Source organism: Paracidovorax sp. MALMAid1276 (assembly GCF_049198005.1).
Lineage (GTDB): Bacteria > Pseudomonadota > Gammaproteobacteria > Burkholderiales > Burkholderiaceae_C > Acidovorax.
Map to the genome: position 1 here is coordinate 1 of NZ_JBMIRS010000223.1, position 18,211 is coordinate 18,211.

At 69.0% G+C, this 18,211-nt stretch carries 13 protein-coding genes and 1 pseudogene; 13 read left to right on the top strand and 1 reads right to left on the bottom strand.

Annotated elements, in window-relative coordinates:
* Positions 1 to 145: 145 nt before the first annotated feature.
* The 3 genes from ACOQFS_RS18390 to ACOQFS_RS18400 all read left to right on the top strand — a co-directional run bounded on the left by ACOQFS_RS18390 (position 146) and on the right by ACOQFS_RS18400 (position 5,907).
* Positions 146 to 2,545 (top strand): ligase-associated DNA damage response DEXH box helicase, encoded by a 2,400-nt coding sequence (locus tag ACOQFS_RS18390; protein WP_421564277.1) that lies wholly within the window; start codon positions 146 to 148, stop codon positions 2,543 to 2,545.
* Positions 2,546 to 2,569: 24 nt separating this feature from the next.
* A complete protein-coding gene (gene pdeM / locus ACOQFS_RS18395; RefSeq protein WP_421564278.1) occupies positions 2,570 to 3,304 on the top strand; it encodes a ligase-associated DNA damage response endonuclease PdeM in 735 nt (244 codons plus the stop codon).
* Between the two features lie 368 nt (positions 3,305 to 3,672).
* The gene (locus ACOQFS_RS18400; RefSeq protein ID WP_421564279.1) at positions 3,673 to 5,907 is read left to right on the top strand and encodes an NADP-dependent isocitrate dehydrogenase; all 2,235 of its coding nucleotides are present in this window, start codon (positions 3,673 to 3,675) and stop codon (positions 5,905 to 5,907) included.
* A gap of 143 nt (positions 5,908 to 6,050) precedes the next feature.
* On the opposite strand, the gene ACOQFS_RS18405 is transcribed toward ACOQFS_RS18400, so the two are convergent.
* The gene (locus tag ACOQFS_RS18405; RefSeq protein ID WP_421564280.1) at positions 6,051 to 7,469 is read right to left on the bottom strand and encodes a hypothetical protein; all 1,419 of its coding nucleotides are present in this window, start codon (positions 7,467 to 7,469) and stop codon (positions 6,051 to 6,053) included.
* A 164-nt stretch (positions 7,470 to 7,633) separates the two neighbouring features.
* On the opposite strand from ACOQFS_RS18405, the gene ACOQFS_RS18410 reads away from it, so the two are divergent.
* The 10 genes and pseudogenes from ACOQFS_RS18410 (at position 7,634) to ACOQFS_RS18455 (ending at position 18,181) form a co-directional block, all read left to right on the top strand.
* Complete coding sequence (locus tag ACOQFS_RS18410) at positions 7,634 to 8,599, top strand: LysR family transcriptional regulator (protein WP_421564281.1); 966 nt, start codon at positions 7,634 to 7,636, stop codon at positions 8,597 to 8,599.
* Positions 8,600 to 8,636: 37 nt separating this feature from the next.
* Positions 8,637 to 9,287: a TetR/AcrR family transcriptional regulator gene (locus ACOQFS_RS18415; RefSeq protein ID WP_421564282.1), complete on the top strand. Its 651-nt coding sequence runs from the start codon at positions 8,637 to 8,639 to the stop codon at positions 9,285 to 9,287.
* Positions 9,288 to 9,493: 206 nt separating this feature from the next.
* Positions 9,494 to 10,486 carry a tripartite tricarboxylate transporter substrate binding protein gene (locus tag ACOQFS_RS18420; RefSeq protein WP_421564283.1) on the top strand — a complete coding sequence of 331 codons (993 nt, stop codon included), beginning with the start codon at positions 9,494 to 9,496 and terminating at the stop codon, positions 10,484 to 10,486.
* A 115-nt stretch (positions 10,487 to 10,601) separates the two neighbouring features.
* Complete coding sequence (locus ACOQFS_RS18425) at positions 10,602 to 11,765, top strand: Gfo/Idh/MocA family protein (RefSeq protein WP_421564284.1); 1,164 nt, start codon at positions 10,602 to 10,604, stop codon at positions 11,763 to 11,765.
* A gap of 87 nt (positions 11,766 to 11,852) precedes the next feature.
* Positions 11,853 to 13,064: a dihydrodipicolinate synthase family protein gene (locus ACOQFS_RS18430; RefSeq protein WP_421564285.1), complete on the top strand. Its 1,212-nt coding sequence runs from the start codon at positions 11,853 to 11,855 to the stop codon at positions 13,062 to 13,064.
* A gap of 197 nt (positions 13,065 to 13,261) precedes the next feature.
* Positions 13,262 to 14,140, top strand: coding sequence for a sugar phosphate isomerase/epimerase family protein (locus ACOQFS_RS18435; protein WP_421564286.1), 879 nt, complete (start codon positions 13,262 to 13,264; stop codon positions 14,138 to 14,140).
* Between the two features lie 692 nt (positions 14,141 to 14,832).
* Positions 14,833 to 15,702 (top strand): annotated as a pseudogene (locus tag ACOQFS_RS18440) (putative bifunctional diguanylate cyclase/phosphodiesterase); the annotation flags it as partial.
* A gap of 136 nt (positions 15,703 to 15,838) precedes the next feature.
* Positions 15,839 to 16,144, top strand: a complete 306-nt coding sequence (locus ACOQFS_RS18445) for an iron uptake protein (protein ID WP_421564287.1) — start codon at positions 15,839 to 15,841, stop codon at positions 16,142 to 16,144.
* A gap of 26 nt (positions 16,145 to 16,170) precedes the next feature.
* The gene (locus ACOQFS_RS18450; RefSeq protein WP_421564288.1) at positions 16,171 to 17,850 is read left to right on the top strand and encodes a PepSY-associated TM helix domain-containing protein; all 1,680 of its coding nucleotides are present in this window, start codon (positions 16,171 to 16,173) and stop codon (positions 17,848 to 17,850) included.
* The gene (locus tag ACOQFS_RS18455; RefSeq protein WP_421564289.1) at positions 17,843 to 18,181 is read left to right on the top strand and encodes a DUF3325 family protein; all 339 of its coding nucleotides are present in this window, start codon (positions 17,843 to 17,845) and stop codon (positions 18,179 to 18,181) included. Before ACOQFS_RS18450 ends, ACOQFS_RS18455 begins: the two co-directional genes overlap by 8 nt.
* Positions 18,182 to 18,211: the final 30 nt, after the last annotated feature.

The following is an 18,211-nucleotide window of genomic DNA, read 5'->3' on the forward strand; positions in this document are numbered from 1 at the left end:
CCCCGTTCCGGCTCCCCTTGGCGGAGCCGAGGCTCCGCACCTTTCACCCCCAACCGTTCGGGCTGAGCCTGTCGAAGCCAGTGCGCGCACGATCGCCAGGCCCCGCGCGGCCGCCCCGCCGCTCACCGTGCTCTGGATCACGCCCATGCGCGCCCTCGCGGCCGATACGCTGCGCGCGCTGCAGGCCCCGCTGCCCGACCTGGCGCCGGACTGGACCAGCGGCCTGCGCACCGGCGACACCGCCAGCGGCGAGCGCGCCGCGCAGGACCGCCGCCTGCCCACGCTGCTGGTGACCACGCCCGAAAGCGTGTCGCTGCTGCTGGCGCGCGCCGATGCGCAGGAGCGCCTGCGCCACGTGCGCCTGGTGGTGGTGGACGAATGGCATGAGCTGGTGGGCAACAAGCGCGGCGTGCAGGCGCAGCTGGCGCTGGCGCGCCTGTCGGGCTGGAACCCGGCGCTGCAGGTCTGGGGCATGTCGGCCACGCTGGGCAATTTGCAGGAGGCGCTGCACACCCTGCTGCCCAGTCCGGTGCCGGGTGCGCCCGAGGCACCGCCCGCCGCGCTGGTGCAGGGCCGCATCGACAAGGCGCTGCAGGTGGACGTGATGCTGCCGCCCAAGGTGGACCGCTTCGCCTGGGCCGGGCACATGGGCCTGGCGCTGCTGCCGCAGGTCGTCCAGTCGATCGAAGCCTGTGCCTCCACACTCGTTTTCACCAACACGCGGTCGCAGGCCGAGCGCTGGTACCAGGCGCTGCTGGAGGCGCGGCCCGACTGGGCCGGCACCATCGCGCTGCACCACGGCTCGCTGAGCCAGGACGTGCGCGCCTGGGTGGAGGCGGGCCTCAAGGCCGGTCAGCTCAAGGCCGTGGTCTGCACGTCCAGCCTGGACCTGGGCGTGGACTTTCTGCCGGTGGAGCAGGTGCTGCAGATCGGATCGGCCAAGGGCGTGGGGCGGCTGGTGCAGCGCGCGGGCCGATCCGGCCATGCGCCGGGCCGCACCTCCAGCATCACGCTGGTGCCCACGCACAGCCTGGAGCTGGTGGAGGCCGCCGCCGCGCGCCATGCGCTGGCCCAGGGCCGGGTGGAAGACCGGCACACGCCGCGCGCGCCGCTGGATGTGCTGGTGCAGCACCTGGTCACCATCGCACTGGGCGGCGGCTTCGTGCCCGAAGAGCTGCTGGCCGAGGTGCGCCGCGCCCCGGCCTATGCCGCGCTGGCCGACCACGACTGGCAGTGGGCCCTGCAGTTTGTGCGCCAGGGCGGGGCCTCTCTGGCCAGCTACCCCGACTTCCACCGCGTGGTGCCCGACGAGGCGGGGGTGTGGCGCGTGCCCGATGCGCGGCTGGCGCGCCGCCACCGCAGCAACATCGGCACCATCGTCAGCGACGCCAGCATGCAGGTGCAGTTCGTGAGCGGCGGGCGCCTGGGCTCGGTGGAAGAGAGCTTCATCGCGCGCCTGAAGCTCGGCGATGTGTTCATGTTTGCAGGCCGCCTGCTGGAGCTGGTGCGCACCCAGCAGATGACGGCCTACGTGCGCGTGGCGCCCCGCGGCAGCGCCGCGCTGCCGCGCTGGAGCGGCGGGCGCATGCCGCTGTCGAACACGCTGGCAGATGCCATGCTGGAATTGCTGGCGCAGGCCGAGCGCGGCGTGTACGCCACGCCCGAGATGCAGTGCGCCCGCCCGCTGCTGGAACTGCAGAACGTGTGGTCCGCCCTGCCCACGCCCGCGCGCCTGGTGGCCGAGACGCTGCACACCCGCGAGGGCTGGCACCTGTACCTGTACCCGCTGGCCGGCCGCCTGGTGCACCAGGGCCTGGCGGGCCTGCTGGCCTGGCGCGCGTCGCAGCAGGTGGCCAACACCTTCTCCATCGCGGTCAACGACTACGGGCTGGAGCTGCTCTCGGCCAAGGCCGTCAATTGGGCCGCGCTGCTGCCGCGCATCCTGGGCGAAGGCACGGCCACCGCGCTGGGCAGCGGGCTGGAAGAGGAGGTGCTGGCCAGCCTCAACGCCACCGAGATGGCGCGTCGGCGCTTTCGCGAGATTGCGCGCATAGCGGGCCTGATCTTCCAGAGCCACCCGGGCGAGCAGCGCAGCAGCCGGCAGCTGCAAGCCTCGTCGTCGCTGTACTACGACGTGTTCGCGCAGTACGACCCCGGCAACCTGCTGCTGGCCCAGGCCCGCGCCGAGCTGCTGGCGAACGAGCTGGACCTGGACCGCCTGGCCCGCACGCTGCGCGGCATGCAGGCGCAGACGCTGTCCGTGCACGCCATTGCGCGCCCCACGCCCTTTGCGCTGCCCCTGATGGTGGAACGTTTTCGCGAGCGCCTGAGCACCGAGACCCTGGCCGACCGGCTGGCGCGCATGGTGCAGGCGCTGGAGAAGGCGGCCGACGAGACCACGGGCACGCACACGGCGGAGGCAGGGCCACCGGACCCGGCCCGCATTGCCTGGGACCCTCCGGACGCATCCGGCGCCGCCCGCCCCCGGCGCCAGGGTGCCGCCGATGGCACGGTGCGACGGCCCCGGCGGCGCCATGGCTTCTGAGCCGCGCCACACTCTCCCGTGCTGATGGCTTCTTCATCCCATGTGACCGACGGTTCCCCCGCAAGCGCCCCGCCCGCCCCCGCCGGCGCGCATCCCATCACCCTGCCCGGTGGCAGCCTGCTGTGGCTGCTGCCGCAGCGCGCCGTGTGGTGGCCGACAGCGCGCACGGTGTTTGTGGCCGACGTGCATTTCGGCAAGGCCGCCAGCTTTCGACGCGCGGGCCAGCCGGTGCCGCACGGCACGACGGCCGACAACCTCGCCCGGCTCGACGCCCTGCTGGCGGCCACGGGCGCGGGCGCGCTGGTCTTTCTGGGCGACTTTCTGCATGCGCGCAGCGGCGCCGACGCGGCCCTGTGGGCGCAGCTGTTGCCCTGGCGCGAGCGCCATGCGGCCGTGCAGATGACCCTGGTGCGCGGCAACCACGATGTGCATGCGGGCGACCCGCCGCCGGTGCTGCGCATTGCGCTGGCGGAAGAACCCTGGCAGCCCCTGCCCGGCTGCGAGCTGCGGGCCTGCCACCACCCGCAGGCGGTGCCCGGCGCCACCGTGCTGGCCGGCCATTGGCATCCGGCCGTCACCCTGCATGGCCGCGCGCGCGACGCGCTGCGGCTGCCGTGTTTTGCGTGGCAGCCCGGGCCTTCAGCCCTGCTGGTGCTGCCCGCGTTCGGCGCCTTCACGGGCACGGCGCGGGATGCTGTCGTGCCCGCGGCCCAGCGGTTTGCGATTGCCGGTGCGCGCGTGGTCCCGGTGCCGCCCTGAGGGCGCGCCGACGAGCGGCAACGCGCGTAACCGACCATCCATCGCCCACTCATCTCCCGCTATTCGCCCGCTGCGCGAAGGGATTTGACAGATGGAAATGAATGGAGCACAACCGCGAACCGCACCGCCGTTGTGCCGCGAAGTTTGCTGCGTTGCAGCATCGGGGACACGCGGGAAAACCGCCTCGGGCGATGGGCCGCATTGAAAAAAAGTGGGCTCACTGCCGCTCAATTTTCGCATCGTGATATTCGATTGCAAAAATGCGGGGGTCCGACAGCGCTGAGCAGGGAGAATGCGGGAGCATCCGCGTTTGGCCTTTGCGGTACCCCGGCAAAGGGCATTTACACACTCTGTTCGTGAGACAAGCCATGACCACCCAGCAACCCACCATCATCTACACCCTGACCGACGAGGCACCCCGTCTGGCCACGGCTTCCTTCCTGCCCATCGTGCGCACGTTCGCGGCGCCTGCGGGCATCAACGTGGCGGAGAGCGACATCTCCGTGGCGGCCCGCATCCTGGGCGAGTTTTCGGACTTCCTGAGCGACGAACAGAAGGTGCCCAACAACCTGGCCGAGCTGGGCAAGAAGACGCTCAAGGCCGACGCCAACATCATCAAGCTGCCCAACATCAGCGCCTCCGTCGCACAGCTCAAGGCCGCCATCGCCGAGCTGCAGGCCAAGGGCTATGCGCTGCCCGACTACCCCGACCAGCCCAAGGACGACAAGGAAAAGGACATCAAGGCGCGCTACGGCAAGTGCACGGGCTCGGCGGTGAACCCGGTGCTGCGCGAGGGCAACTCCGACCGCCGCGCCCCCAAGGCCGTGAAGGAATACGCGCGCAAGAACCCGCACAGCATGGCCGAGTGGAGCCAGGCCTCGCGCTCGCACGTGTCGCACATGCACGCCGGCGACTTCTACCACGGCGAAAAGTCGATGACGCTGGACCGCGCCCGCAGCGTGAAGATGGAGCTGATCACCAAGAGCGGCAAGGCCATCGTGCTCAAGCCCAAGGTCAGCCTGCTCGACCGTGAGGTGATCGACAGCATGTTCATGAGCAAGAAGGCGCTGCTCGAGTTCTACGAGAAAGAAATTGAAGACGCGCGCAAGACGGGCGTGATGTTCTCGCTGCACGTGAAGGCCACGATGATGAAGGTGTCCCACCCCATCGTGTTCGGCCACTGCGTGCGCATCTTCTACAAGGACGCGTTCGCCAAACACGCCAAGACCTTTGAAGAGCTGGGCGTGAACGTGAACAACGGCATGGTGGACCTGTACACCAAGATCGAAACCCTGCCCCAAAGCCAGCGCGACGAGATCAAGCGCGACCTGCACGCCTGCCATGAGAACCGCCCCGAGCTGGCCATGGTGGATTCCGCCAAGGGCATCACCAACTTCCACTCGCCCAACGACATCATCGTGGACGCCTCCATGCCCGCGATGATCCGCAACGGCGGCAAGATGTGGGACGCCAACGGCCGCCTGAAGGACGTGAAGGCCGTGATGCCCGAGTCGACCTTCGCCCGCATCTACCAGGAGATGATCAACTTCTGCAAGTGGCACGGCGCGTTCGACCCCAAGACCATGGGCACGGTGCCCAATGTGGGCCTGATGGCGCAGCAGGCCGAGGAATACGGCAGCCACGACAAGACCTTCGAGATTCCCGAAGACGGCGTGGCCAACATCACCGACCTGGAAACGGGCGAAGTGCTGATGAGCCAGAACGTGGAGCAGGGCGACATCTGGCGCATGTGCCAGGTGAAGGACGCCGCGATCCGCGACTGGGTGAAGCTGGCCGTGAACCGCGCCCGCAACTCGGGCATGCCCGTGGTGTTCTGGCTGGACAGCTACCGCCCGCACGAGGCGCAGCTGATCACCAAGGTCAAGATGTACCTGCACGAGCACGACACCACCGGCCTCGACATCCAGATCATGAGCCAGGTGCGCGCGATGCGCTACACGCTCGAGCGCGTGATCCGGGGCCTCGACACCATCAGCGCCACCGGCAACATCCTGCGCGACTACCTGACCGACCTGTTCCCCATCATGGAGCTGGGCACCTCGGCCAAGATGCTGTCCATCGTGCCGCTGATGGCCGGTGGCGGCATGTACGAAACGGGTGCCGGCGGCTCGGCGCCCAAGCACGTGCAGCAGCTGGTGGAAGAGAACCACCTGCGCTGGGACAGCCTGGGCGAGTTCCTGGCACTGGCCGTGTCGCTGGAAGACCTGGGCATCAAGAACGGCAACTCGCAGGCCAAGCTGCTGGCCAAGACGCTGGACGCCGCCACCGGCAAGCTGCTGGACAACAACAAGAACCCCAGCCCCAAGACCGGCCAGCTGGACAACCGTGGCAGCCAGTTCTACCTGGCCATGTACTGGGCGCAAGAGCTGGCCGCGCAGACCGAAGACGCGGCCCTGGCCGCCAAGTTTGCGCCCCTGGCCAAGCAGCTGGCGGACAACGAGCAGAAGATCGTGGACGAGCTGAACGCCGTGCAGGGCCAGGCTGTGGACATCGGCGGCTACTACATGCCCGACCTCGCCAAGCTCGACACCGTGATGCGCCCCAGCGCGACGCTGAACGCGGCGCTGGCGTCGGTGAAATGAAGCGCCGGGGCGGCTGCAGCTTGACTAAAATCAGCCGCCAGCGCTTATCCATCAAGCGCTGATAGCTACTAAATTGGTAGCATCGTTCTCACAAAGGCCCCGCTTTCGAGCGGGGCCTTTGTGCTTTTGAAGGCACCCAGAAGCTATGGCCGCTCACGCACCGCCACCCGGCTGTCCAGCGGCGCGGGCACATAGGCAGGCAAGAAGGCGCAGCCCTTGCCGAAGCGCGCTTCGTACGCCGGGCACTGGCGGGCGATGCCCTCGGGCGTGGGCTTCTCGCCCGCGTCCACCCAGCGCAGCAGCGCGGCCATCAGCGTGGGGTAGGTGGGGTCGCTCAGATAGCTGTGGGCCGCATGCTGGGTGAAGGTCTGCACCAGCCGCGCGCCGCTGCCGCCGCGCTCCATCGTGCCCTTGAAGTACGCGTCCAGCTCCACGAATGCCGTGGGGTCGTCCACGCCCTTCACCGTCAGCACCGGCACGGGGATGCGGCCCGTCAGGTCCGTGTCCTCGGCAAAACGCGCCACGGCGGCCGGGTCGGCGCGGTAGCGCAGCACCGCTGCGTTCAGCGCCGCGTCGTCGGCCGAGCCCTGGTACTGCGCGCCCCGGTTGCCAAAGGGGCTGGCGCCGCCCGTGCGGTGCTGCACCACGTCGCGGTAATGGAAGGTGCCCCAGTTGAGATGGCTCTGGATGGACGTGGCCGGAATGCGCAGCACGTTCACCAGCGTCTGCACCTTGCGCTGCTGCTCGGGCGTGCGCTCGGCGGCCGGCTTGTTCAGTGCCAGGCATTCGTTCACGCGCGCCTGCAGGTCGGCCTGGGTCATCACGGCGCCCTGCGGCAGGCCGATGTTGAGCGGGTACTGCGGCTCGGTCGGCCGGGGGTGGTTGTTGCACAGGTGCTGGTAGATGGCGCGCAGGTCGGTGCGCACGTCATAGGACCGCGTGCCGCCGGCCAGCACGCCGCTGGTCAGCAGCACGGCGTCGTACGGCCGCTTGCCGTCTGCGGTGGTGGTGAACATCTCGGCGCCCTTGGCCGCCACGCTGGCGCCCCAGGACTGGCCGTGCAGGATGGTGCGCTGCGGCTGGGCCACATGCTGCACGAAGATCTGCCGCAGGCGCTCGGTGTCCTCGGCGGCGGCGCGCACTTCCACGCCGCCCTGGCGGAAGGTGCTGCCCGCCCAGGCATAGCCTGCGCGCGCCATGATGGACCAGCGCTCCAGGTCTTCCACCGCCCGCTCGGCCCTGGGCGCGCCCAAGGTGGGGCCGCCGTGCGCATGCATGACCAGGTGGCCGTTCCACGAATGGGGCATGGCGATCAGGTAATAGGCGCCGGCCGAATCCTGGCCCGACAGGCAGCGCGCAATGGCGGCGAGGTCTTTGGGGCACGCCGTGGCGACAGGGGCCTTTTCGGCAGCGGCGGATACGGTGGGCGCGGTGGGCGCAGCAGCGCCGGTCGGGGTGGACAGCGGCGCACAGGCCGTGGCCAAAAGTGCGGCCAGCAGGCTCAGCGCCAGGGGGGCGGCCAGTGCGCGGCGCGGGCGCCCCAGGGGCGGGGAAGAAGGCATGGGTGTCTCCAGGTCGATGTTTTCGTGAGGTCGCGCCGCGCATCGTAGAAACGGCCCATCCATACGTCAAATATCGCCTTCTCGCTGACGCGATACGATCTTGATATGTATTGCCTTGCTGACCTTTGCGCTGTGCCGCCCGTTGCGCGGCGGAGGGCCTGACCGTGGACATCCGGCAGCTGCGCTACTTTCTGGCCGTGGCCGAGGCCGCGCACATGACCCGCGCCGCCGAGCAGCTGGGCATGGCGCAGCCGCCGCTGAGCCAGCAGATCAAGGTGCTGGAGGCCGCGCTGGGCCTGCCGCTGTTCAGGCGGCATGCCCGGGGTGTGAGCCTGACCGAGGCGGGCCGCGCGCTGCAAGCCGATGCGGTGCGGCTGGTGCATGACTTCGACGCGCTGCGCAGCCGCATGCAACTGCTGGCCGAGGGCAAGACCGGGCGGCTGGCCATTGCGTTCACCAGCTCGGCTGCCGCGCACGAGTTCACGCCGTTTGCCCTGCGCGAGTGCCGCGCGCGGCACCCGGACCTGGTGCTGGAGATCGGCGAGAACAACGCCGCCGAGATCACCGAGGCGGTGGCCGACGGCCGCCTGCATGCGGGCCTGCTGCGGGTGCCCGTGGCGCAGCCGCCGGGTCTTGCGTTCGACACCCTGCAGCACGAGCCCGCCATGGTGGCCCTGCCCATCGACCACCCGCTGGCGCTGCGCCAGCGGCGCGGCCAGTCCCGGCCCATCGACCTGGCCGACCTGGACGGCGAGCCCATGATCCTGGTGCGCCGGCCGGGCGCGCCGGGGCTGTATGCCAACCTGCTGGCGCTGTGCGCCGAACACGGCGTGCGGCCACGCGTGGTGGCCGAAGTGGCCCGCATGCTGACCAACCTGAACCTGGTGGCTGCGGGCACGGGTCTCTCGGTGGTGCCGTCGTCCATGCTGGGCGTGCACCGCCATGCCATTGCCTACCGCCCGCTGGTGGACAAGGGCCGGCTCGACGTGCCGCTCACGCTGGTCTACCGCGCCGAAGACAACGTCGGCCCCACGGCCACGTTCACGGCGCTGCTCAAGGCCCTGGCCGGAACGGCGGTGCGCGCAGACCTGCAACCCGGCGGCACAATGGCAGCCCGCCCGGCCGCCTGATGGGCTCATAGTTAACCATTTAGTGAATACTAGGCCCATGACCAAGGACACCGACACCCCCGCCAAGGAGCGCCAGCGCGACGCCGACCGCTCGCAGGGCGCGATCTGCAGCGCGGCACGCGACGAGTTTGCCGAGCACGGCCTGGGTGGCGCGCGCATGGACCGCATTGCCGAGCGCGCGGGCCTGAACAAGCGGCTCATCTACTACTACTTCGAGGACAAGGAGAAGCTGTTCCAGGCCGTGCTGGAGCAGGCCTATCTGCACATCCGCGAAGAGGAGCGCAAGCTCAACCTGCTGGAGCTGGCCCCGGCCACGGCCATCCGGCGGCTGGTGGAGTTCACCTGGAACTACTACCTGGAGAACCCGCAGTTTCTGACCCTGCTCAACAGCGCCAACCTGCACAAGGCACGCCACCTGCAGGAGTCGCAGCGCGCCCGTGAGATGAATTCGCCCCTGATCGCCACGCTGGCCGAGGTGCTGGAGCGCGGCCGCCGCGAGGGCAGCTTTCGCGGCGGGGTGGACCCGGTGCAGCTGTATGTCTCCATCGCGGGGCTGTCGTATTTCTACCTGTCCAACAACCACACGCTGTCGGCCATCTTCGGCCGCGACCTGATGGCGCCCAAGGCCCAGCACGAGCGCCTGTCGCACATGTGCGATGTCATCCTGGGGTACGTCTTGCGCGCCTGAGCACAGATGGGGCGGGCCGTGGGGCGGGCCGCTCGTCCCACCGGGTTGCCAGGTCTGCGCACACCGCACCCGACACCCCGGGTAAACCCCTAAATCTCCGGCGGTCCAGCGCGTTGACGCGCCGTGGGCGATGCTGAAGAATGCCATCTATTCACCAAACAGTGAATTAAAGAGCAAGTTTCAGCCTGCCACCCGGAGACAAATCCATGCCCTCTTTTTGCACCACGCGCCGCGCCCTGGCCACCGCCGCAGCCACGGCCGCGCTCCTGTCCCTGTCCTTGCCGACCCTGGCGCAGACGGGCTACCCCAGCAAGCCCATCCGCGTGATCGTGCCCTTTGCGGCGGGCAGCACCACCGACATCATCGCGCGCGCCATTGCCGACAAGATGGGCCAGAGCATGGGCCAGACCCTGGTGGTGGACAACCGGGGCGGCGCCAGCGGCACCATCGGCCAGCAGGCGGTGGCCACGGCCGCGCCGGACGGCTACACGGTGATGATCCACTCGTCGTCGCACACCGTGAGCCCCTCCACCTTTGCCAAGCTGCCGTTCGACACGGTGAACGATTTCGCGGGCGTGACGCCCATCTCGTCGCTGCCCAATGCGCTGGTGATCTCCCCGGCCAAGGGCATCAAGACGCTGCAGGAGCTGGTCGCCGCCGCCCGGGCCAAGCCCGGCACGATCAACTATGCCTCGGCCGGCCAGGGCAGCGCCACGCACCTGAACGCCGAGAAGTTCAAGCTGGCCGCCAAGATCGACGCGACCAACATCCCCTTCAAGGGCTCGGCCGAGGCCGTGACCGAGGTGCTGTCGGGCCGCGTGGACTACTACTTCTCGCCGATTGCGCCCGTCATCGGCCAGATCAAGGACGGCCAGCTGCGCGCTTTGGCCGTGGGCTCGCCACAGCGCGCGGCCGCCCTGCCCGACGTGCCCACCACGGCCGAGGCCGGTGTGCCCGGCTCGGAATTCAACTTCTGGATCGGGATGATGGTGCCGGCCAAGACACCCCGCGACATCGTGAACCGCCTGCACGACGAGGTGGCGAAGGCGCTGGCCACGCCCGAGGTGAAGGAGCGCTTCCTGAAGCTCGGCGCCGATGCCTGGACGCTCAAGCCCGAACAGTTCGACGCCTACATCAAGGACGAGATCAAGAACAACGCCGCGCTGGTGAAGGCCGCCGGCCTCTCGCCCGCCCAGTAAGCCCATCCCGCGCTGAACCTTACCGCCCGCCCCTGCCATGGGGGTGGCCAGGCCGCGCCTTTGCCCATTCATTCCTTCTCTTTTGCAACCTTTGAACTGAAAGCGGACCGACACCATGGCCACCCAACGACTCGGACTCATCATGCACGGCGTCACCGGCCGCATGGGTATGAACCAGCATTTGATCCGCTCCATCTGCGCCATCCGCGCGCAGGGCGGCGTGGTGCTCAAGAACGGCCACCGCGTGATGCCCGACCCCATCCTCATCGGCCGCAATGCCGAGAAGATGGAAGCCCTCGCCAAGGCCCACGGCATCGCACGCTGGGGCACGGACCTGGACGCCGCGCTGGCCAACCCCGAGGACACGGTGTTCTTCGACGCCGGCACCACGCAGATGCGCCCCACCCTGCTGGCCAAGGCGATCCGCGCGGGCAAGCATGTGTACTGCGAAAAGCCCATTGCCACCAACCTCAACGAGGCGGTGGAGATCGCGCGCCTGGCCTCGGGCTCGGGCCTCAAGCACGGCGCGGTGCAGGACAAGCTCTTTTTGCCCGGCCTGCGCAAGCTCGACATGCTGCGCCGTGCGGGCTTCTTCGGCCGCATGCTCAGCGTGCGCCTGGAGTTCGGCTACTGGGTCTTCGAGGGCGACCTGCAGCCCATCCAGCGCCCGAGCTGGAACTATCGCAGCGAAGACGGCGGCGGCATGATCCTGGACATGATGTGCCACTGGCGCTACGTGCTGGACAACCTGTTCGGCGAGGTGAAGTCCGTCAGCTGCATCGGCGCCACGCACATCCCGCAGCGCTGGGACGAGGCCGGCCAGCCCTACCAGGCCACGGCCGACGACGCGGCCTATGCCACCTGCGAGCTCACGGGCCACAACGGCGAGCCGGTGATCGCGCAGCTCAACATGAGCTGGGCCACGCGGGTGCGGCGCGATGACCTGGTCACCTTCCACGTGGACGGCACCGACGGTTCGGCCGTTGCCGGCCTCTCCAGCTGCCGCGCGCAAAGCCGTGTGGCCACGCCGCGCCCGGTGTGGAACCCCGACGAGAAGCAGACCATGAACTTCTTCGACCAGTGGCAGGAGATTCCGGACTCGCAGGTCTACGACAACGGTTTCAAGATCCAGTGGGAGCACTTCATCCGCCACGTGGTGGAAGACGCGCCGTACAAGTGGACCTTGCCCGAAGGCGCCAAGGGCGTGCAGCTGGTCGAGGCCGCGCTTGCGAGCTGGAAGCAGCGCCGCTGGGTGGATGTGGAGCCGTTGCAGGCCTGAACGCCATTCACTATTGTTTTGGTAGCTGTCAGCTCATGATGGATAAGCGCTGAAGGCTAATTTCATTCAACTTTTTGCGAGCACACCATGGCCCTGAGCCTCCCCCTGCCCACGGCCGACGGCCACATCCGCCCCTACACCCTGCAAGGCCGCGCGCCCGTCGTGCCGCCGCGTGGCGCGGCGTTCAACCGCATCGCCTATTCGGCCGCCCACGTGGTAGCCAACCCGCTCGCGGCCATCGACCCGTGGCTGCAGTGCGCGGTGGACTGGGACGCCACCATCGCCTACCGCCAGCGCCTGTGGTCGCTGGGCCTGGGCGTGGCCGAGGCCATGGACACCGCGCAGCGCGGCATGGGGCTGGACTGGCCGACCTCGCTGGAGCTGATCCGCCGCTCGCTCGACGCGGCGCGAGACTTCGGCCCGGGCGCGCTGGTCGCATCGGGCTGCGGCACGGACCACCTGGTGCTGGACGAGGTGAAGTCGGTGGACGACGTGATCCGTGGCTACGAGGCGCAGATGGAGGCCATCGAGAAGCTGGGCGGCAAGCTCATCGTGATGGCCAGCCGCGCGCTGGCCCGCGTGGCGCAAAGCCCCGCCGACTACGAACGCGTGTACGACCGCATCCTGAGCCAGGCGCGCCAGCCCGTGGTGCTGCACTGGCTGGGCGACATGTTCGACCCGGCGCTCGCAGGCTACTGGGGTTCGCGCGACGTGGACGCGGCCATGGACACGGCCTTGGCCGTGATCGCCGCGCACCCGAGCAAAGTCGATGGCATCAAGATCTCGCTGCTGGACAAGGACAAGGAAGTCGCCATGCGCCGCCGCCTGCCCGCCACCGGCGGCACCGACGGCCAGGGCGTGCGCATGTACACCGGCGACGACTTCAACTACGCCGAACTCATTGCCGGCGACGGCGCCGGCGGCACGCCGCGCCAGGGCCAGAGCGATGCGCTGCTGGGCATCTTCGACGCCATCGCACCGGCGGCCAGCGCGGCACTCGCGGCCCTGGCTGCGGGCGACACGGCGCGGTTCCACGCGATCCTCGGGCCCACGGTGCCGCTGTCGCGCCACATCTTTGCGGCGCCCACGCGCTTTTACAAAACGGGCGTTGTCTTCATGGCCTGGCTCAACGGCCACCAGAGCCACTTCACCATGGTGGGCGGGCAGCAGAGCACGCGCTCGCTGGTGCACTTCGCAGAACTCTTCCGCCTGGCCGACCAGGCCGACCTGCTGGAGCAACCCGAGCTGGCCGTGCAGCGCATGGGCCACTTGCTGGCATTGCATGGCGTGGCGGCGTGAGCAGGGCCTGCGATGCGCCCGATCCACCAGCACCGTTTGGGCTGAACCGTCGACACCCTGCACCGCTCCCTCCATCCGTTCGGGCTGAGCCTGTCGAAGCCCTGCGCCGCGCCTCCACACACCGTTCAGGCTGAGCTTGTCGAAGCCCTGCAGAGCCCCACCGCAAAGCCCTAGCCTTCTCACCTGCTGCCACCACCATGCGCGATTTCACCCAAGACCACCGCTGGCTCTCCATCAATACCGCCACCGTGCGCAAGCAGCAGGGGGCGGAGGTGCCTCTGCCCCGCATCATCGACCAGTGCGCCGAGCGCGGCATCCGCGCCATCAGTCCCTGGCGCGACCAGGTGGCTGCGGCCGGGCTGGAAGCCACCGCGCGCCAGCTGCGCGCCCACGGCGTGGCGCTGTCGGGCTACTGCCGCGGCGGCTTCTTCCCGGCGGCCGACGCGGCCGGCCTGCGCGCCGCGCTGGACGACAACCGCCGCGCCATCGACGAGGCCAAGACCCTGGACGCCGCCTGCCTGGTGCTGGTGGTGGGCGCCCTGCCCGGCGCGCTGGAGGGCACGCCGCACTACACCGACCTGGCCCGCGCGCGCGCCGAGGTGTTCGACGGCATCGCCGCGTCGCTGGAATACGCGCGCCAGGTGGGCATGCCCCTGGCCATCGAGCCGCTGCACCCCATGCAGGCGGCCGACCGCGCCTGCATCAACACGCTGGAGCAGGCGCTGGATATCTGCGACGCGCTCGATGCGCAGAGGACCGGTGCGCTCGGCGTGGCGCTGGACGTGTACCACGTGTGGTGGGACCCGAAGCTGCAGCAGCAGATCGCGCGCGCCGGCAAGGAGCGCCTGCTGGCCTACCACGTCTGCGACTGGCGCCTGCCCACGCGCGACCTGCTCAGCGACCGGGGCATGATGGGCGATGGCGTGATCGAGCTGAAGAAGATCCGCCAGTGGGTGGAGGCGGCGGGCTTTGCAGGCTATGCCGAGGTGGAGATCTTCTCGGCGCTGGACTGGTGGCAGCGCACGGGCGAAGAGACACTCGCCACCTGCATCGCGCGGCACCGCAGCGTGGTCTAGGAGTCTGCGCGGCAGAAGGGGCATCGGCCGCAACGCGCAGCGCACAAATCGCCCGATGGCTCTCATAATGGCAACCCGGCCGCCGGCGTTTTGCCCCGGCGGTCCCATGCATCATCTGGCGAGAGGGCATGAAACCACCGGCCACAGCGTCCCCCGGACGAGCCCTGCTGCACAACGAACTGCGTGCGATCCAGCAGCGCCGCATTCGATTGATGCTGCTCGCCATCGGCGTCATGCTGGTGGCCATGTCGGCAGGCTGGAGCCTGTTCTTCCTGCGCGTGGGCTACTGGATGCTGGTGGGTTTCGATGTGGTCATGCTGGGTGTCGGGCTGACGGTGATCTACCTCGTGCACCGCGGCCGGCCGCGCGCCGCCACGTTCTTCCTGCTGCCCGTGCTGTTCGTCAACCTGGTGACCATGGCCGCCGTGTTCGACATTCCCACCGCCGAGGTGCCCCGCTCGGCCCACATCTTCCTGCTCTCGCTGGCGATTGGCGCCTACATGCTGCTGCAGCATGAGCACCCCTGGCTGCGCCACGGCGTGCCGCTGGTGTGCCTGCTGAGCTTTCTGGTGCTGGCCAGCAGCCCGCAGGGCATAGAGACCCACTACGCCATGCCCGACAGCGTGCGCGCCAGCGGCACCTGGATCAACAACACGCTGGCGCTGGTGTCCATGGCCGTGCTGCTGGTCATCATCCAGGCCGACGTGACCCTGCGCACAGCCCTGGAAACCGATCTGCAGCAGGCGCTGCTGGCGCAGCAATTCGTGCTGCACTACCAGCCCCAGGTGGACCAGGGCGGCCAGGTCATCGGGGCCGAAGCGCTGGTGCGCTGGCAGCACCCCGTGCGCGGCCTGGTGCCGCCCAATGCGTTCATCCCCCTGGCCGAGCAGACCGGCCAGATCCTGCCGCTGGGCCAGTGGGTGATCGAAACCGCCTGCCAGCAGATCGCCCGGTGGGAGGCGCACCCAGCGACCGCGCAGCTTGCGCTGTCCGTCAACGTGAGCGCCCAACAGATCCGCCAGCCCGACTTTGTGGACCAGGTGCTGGCCACGCTGCAACGCACGGGCATCGACGCGCGCCGCCTGAAGCTGGAGCTGACCGAGAGCATGCTCGTCAACGATGTGGGCGACGTGATTGCGAAGATGCAGGCGCTCAAGGCCCATGGCGTGGGTTTTGCGCTGGACGATTTCGGCACCGGGTACTCGTCGCTCAACTACCTCAAGCAGCTGCCGCTGGACCAGCTCAAGATCGACCAGAGCTTTGTGCGCGACGTGCTGTCGGACCCGCAGGGCGCCGCCATCGCCCACACCGTGATCGCGCTCGGCCAGAGCCTGCACCTCACGGTGATTGCCGAGGGCGTGGAGACCGAGGAGCAGCGCGCCTTTCTGGCGCAGAGCGGCTGCCATGCGTTCCAGGGCTACCTGTTCAGCCGGCCGCTGCCCATTGCCGATTTCGACGCGCGGATGGGTGCCGGGGCACGCACCACCGCCCCCACGGGGCCGCAGCCGCGCCCGGGCCCCCGGGCGCCTTCCGTGCTGCCCGGCGCCGCGCCCGGGGCCTGAAAGCCTGCGCCCCCCTGCCGGGCTGCCCGCTGCCCGCTGCGCCGCCAGGGGCATCCCCGGCAAACCCGATCCGCTGGTGCGATGAGTTGCATAATTACGAATCACTCTCATCCACAATTTCATTTCAGCACACCCCATGAACCGCTCTGTGCCGCTTACTCCCTGGCTTGTTGCATCGCGCATTGGCGCGGGCGTTCTGGGCGGCTATGCCTTCACCTGGGGCCTGATCGCGCTGGGGGTGGGTCTGCTGTTTGCGGCCCGCATGGAGTTCCATGACGCCGAGGCGCTGGGCTACATCGTGGGCTTCATCGTGTACCTGCTGGCGTTTCTGTGGGCCTTTACCGCCGCCCGCGTGGCGCATGTGTGGGCCGTGCTGGTGGGCGGCGGCGCGCTGATGACCGGCGCCGCGTGGCTGGTGCAGCGTGCGCTGCTGTCGGCGTGAACAGCGGCAGCAAGGAGGACCGTTCCATGTTTCAGAACTTCCGGCTCACCATGGCCTGGCTGCACACCTGGTTTGGCCTGGTGCTGGGCTTTGTGCTGATGGTGGTGTTTTTCTTCGGCTCGCTGTCGGTGTTCGACCGCGAGATCGACCGCTGGGCCATTCCGGCCACGCGTTTTGCGCCGCAGCCCATGCCCTCGTTCGACACCGTCCTGAAGCCGGTGTTTGAAAGCATGGGGCCCAGCGCCGAGAACATCGAAGCCGCCAAAAGCCGCGTGAAGGGCCCCATGGCCGAGTCGTTTCCCGTGGTCAAGAGCTGGGGCGCCTACACCACCCACCGCGACCCGGTTCTGGGCCTGTTTGCCAGCTACGAACTGCCCAACGCCAAAGACCCGCACGACAACACCATCTGGGGCAACCGCACCATCGACCCGCGATCGGGCGCAGCGCTGCCGGACGACCACCTCAAGATCGGCAGCCAGTTCTTCTATCCGATGCACTACAGCCTCAACGTCAAGTGGAAGGACCTGGGCACCTGGATCGTGGGCTTTGCGGCGCTGATGATGCTGGTGGCGCTGGTCAGCGGCGTGGTGATGCACCGCAAGATCTTCCGCGAGCTGTTCACCTTCCGCCCGAAGAAGCACACGCAGCGCAGCGCGCTCGACCTGCACAACCTCACGGGCGTGGTGGCGCTGCCGTTCCACTTCATCTTCGCGTTCTCGGGGCTGGTGATCTTTGGCGGCATCTACTTTCCCGTCACCCACACGCAGCTGCACCCGCTGCATGAGCTGCACGAAAAGCACGAGTCCATGGAGACCGGCCTGCCCCACGAACGCGCGGGCGTGGCGGGCACGCTCGCATCGGTGGACGCGATGGTGGCCGAGGCCCAGCGCCGCTGGGCCGCGCAGGGCATGGCGGGCGACGTGGGCTTTTTGAACCTGCAGCACGTGGGCGACGCCAACGCCTACGTCAGCATTTACCGCGCGGGCACCGACCGCATCGCGCTGGTGGGCAACGGCATCCACTTCAAGGGCAGCACGGGCGAGGTGCTGCGCGAAGACCCGCCGCTGACCCCCGTGGCCAGCGTGAACACCTTCCTTACCGGCCTGCACCTGCAGCACTTCCGCCACTGGCTGCTGCGCTGGCTGTATGTGCTGGGCGGGCTGTCGGGCTGCGTGTGCATTGCCACAGGCTTCATCTTCTTTGTGGAAAAACGCAAGCGCCAGCACGCCAGGCAGGGTGCGCGCGGTGCCCGCTGGGTGGATGCGTTTGCGGTGTCCACCGTGACCGGCATCGTCATCGCAGCGCTGGCCATGCTTGCGGCCAACCGCCTGCTGCCCACCGCCCTGCCTGCGCGCGGAGACTGGGAGCAGTCCATCTTCTGGGGCGCCTGGTTGCTGGCCTTCTTACATGGCCTCTGGCGCACTGCGCCCGTGGCCCACGCCCGCATGGCGCCCGCCTGGGCCGAGCAGTGCTGGGCCATCGCCGTGCTGGGCGTGGCCGCTGTGCTGCTGAACTGGGTGACCACCGGCGACCACCTGCTGCGCACCATGGGCAACGGCTACTGGCCTGTGGCCGGGGTCGACCTGGCGATCCTGGCCAGCAGCGCCATCGCCGTGGTGGCAGCACGCCGCCTGAAGCGCCGCGCGCAAGGCGCCGTGGGCGCCCACGACGCCGGCGCCGCACCGATGGAGGCTGCCCGTGCCTGACGCGCTGCTGCTGGCGGCGGCCGTGGCCGCCAATGTCATCGGCCTGGGCTGGCTGGCGCTGTCGATGGACGTGCACTGGGAGCAGGTGCGCGGCCCCGCCGAGCCCCTGCAGCGCAGCACCGTGCGCACCCTGCGCTGGCTGGGCGCCGCAGGGCTGGCGGCATCGCTGGCGCTGTGCCTCGCGGTGGACCATGCGTCCATGGCGTCGCTGGTGTGGTTCATGGCGCTGGCGGGCGCGGCGATGGCCATTGCGTTCACGCTGTCGTGGCGGCCACGGGTGCTGGCAGTGCTGGTGGGGTGGGTGCGGCGCGCCAACAGCGCTATCAATTAGAGAGCTATCAGCGCTTGATGGATAAGCGCT

What these genes read in the sequence shown, in the direction of transcription:
- ACOQFS_RS18450 (WP_421564288.1), top strand. Translation starts at nt 16,171, where the DNA reads ATGTTTCAGAACTTCCGGCTCACCATGGCCTGGCTGCACACCTGGTTT.
- ACOQFS_RS18430 (WP_421564285.1), top strand. Translation starts at nt 11,853, where the DNA reads ATGGCCCTGAGCCTCCCCCTGCCCACGGCCGACGGCCACATCCGCCCC.
- ACOQFS_RS18425 (WP_421564284.1), top strand. Translation starts at nt 10,602, where the DNA reads ATGGCCACCCAACGACTCGGACTCATCATGCACGGCGTCACCGGCCGC.
- ACOQFS_RS18415 (WP_421564282.1), top strand. Translation starts at nt 8,637, where the DNA reads ATGACCAAGGACACCGACACCCCCGCCAAGGAGCGCCAGCGCGACGCC.
- ACOQFS_RS18400 (WP_421564279.1), top strand. Translation starts at nt 3,673, where the DNA reads ATGACCACCCAGCAACCCACCATCATCTACACCCTGACCGACGAGGCA.
- ACOQFS_RS18445 (WP_421564287.1), top strand. Translation starts at nt 15,839, where the DNA reads ATGAACCGCTCTGTGCCGCTTACTCCCTGGCTTGTTGCATCGCGCATT.
- ACOQFS_RS18420 (WP_421564283.1), top strand. Translation starts at nt 9,494, where the DNA reads ATGCCCTCTTTTTGCACCACGCGCCGCGCCCTGGCCACCGCCGCAGCC.
- ACOQFS_RS18405 (WP_421564280.1), bottom strand. Translation starts at nt 7,469, where the DNA reads ATGCCTTCTTCCCCGCCCCTGGGGCGCCCGCGCCGCGCACTGGCCGCC.
- ACOQFS_RS18435 (WP_421564286.1), top strand. Translation starts at nt 13,262, where the DNA reads ATGCGCGATTTCACCCAAGACCACCGCTGGCTCTCCATCAATACCGCC.
- pdeM (WP_421564278.1), top strand. Translation starts at nt 2,570, where the DNA reads ATGGCTTCTTCATCCCATGTGACCGACGGTTCCCCCGCAAGCGCCCCG.
- ACOQFS_RS18390 (WP_421564277.1), top strand. Translation starts at nt 146, where the DNA reads ATGCGCGCCCTCGCGGCCGATACGCTGCGCGCGCTGCAGGCCCCGCTG.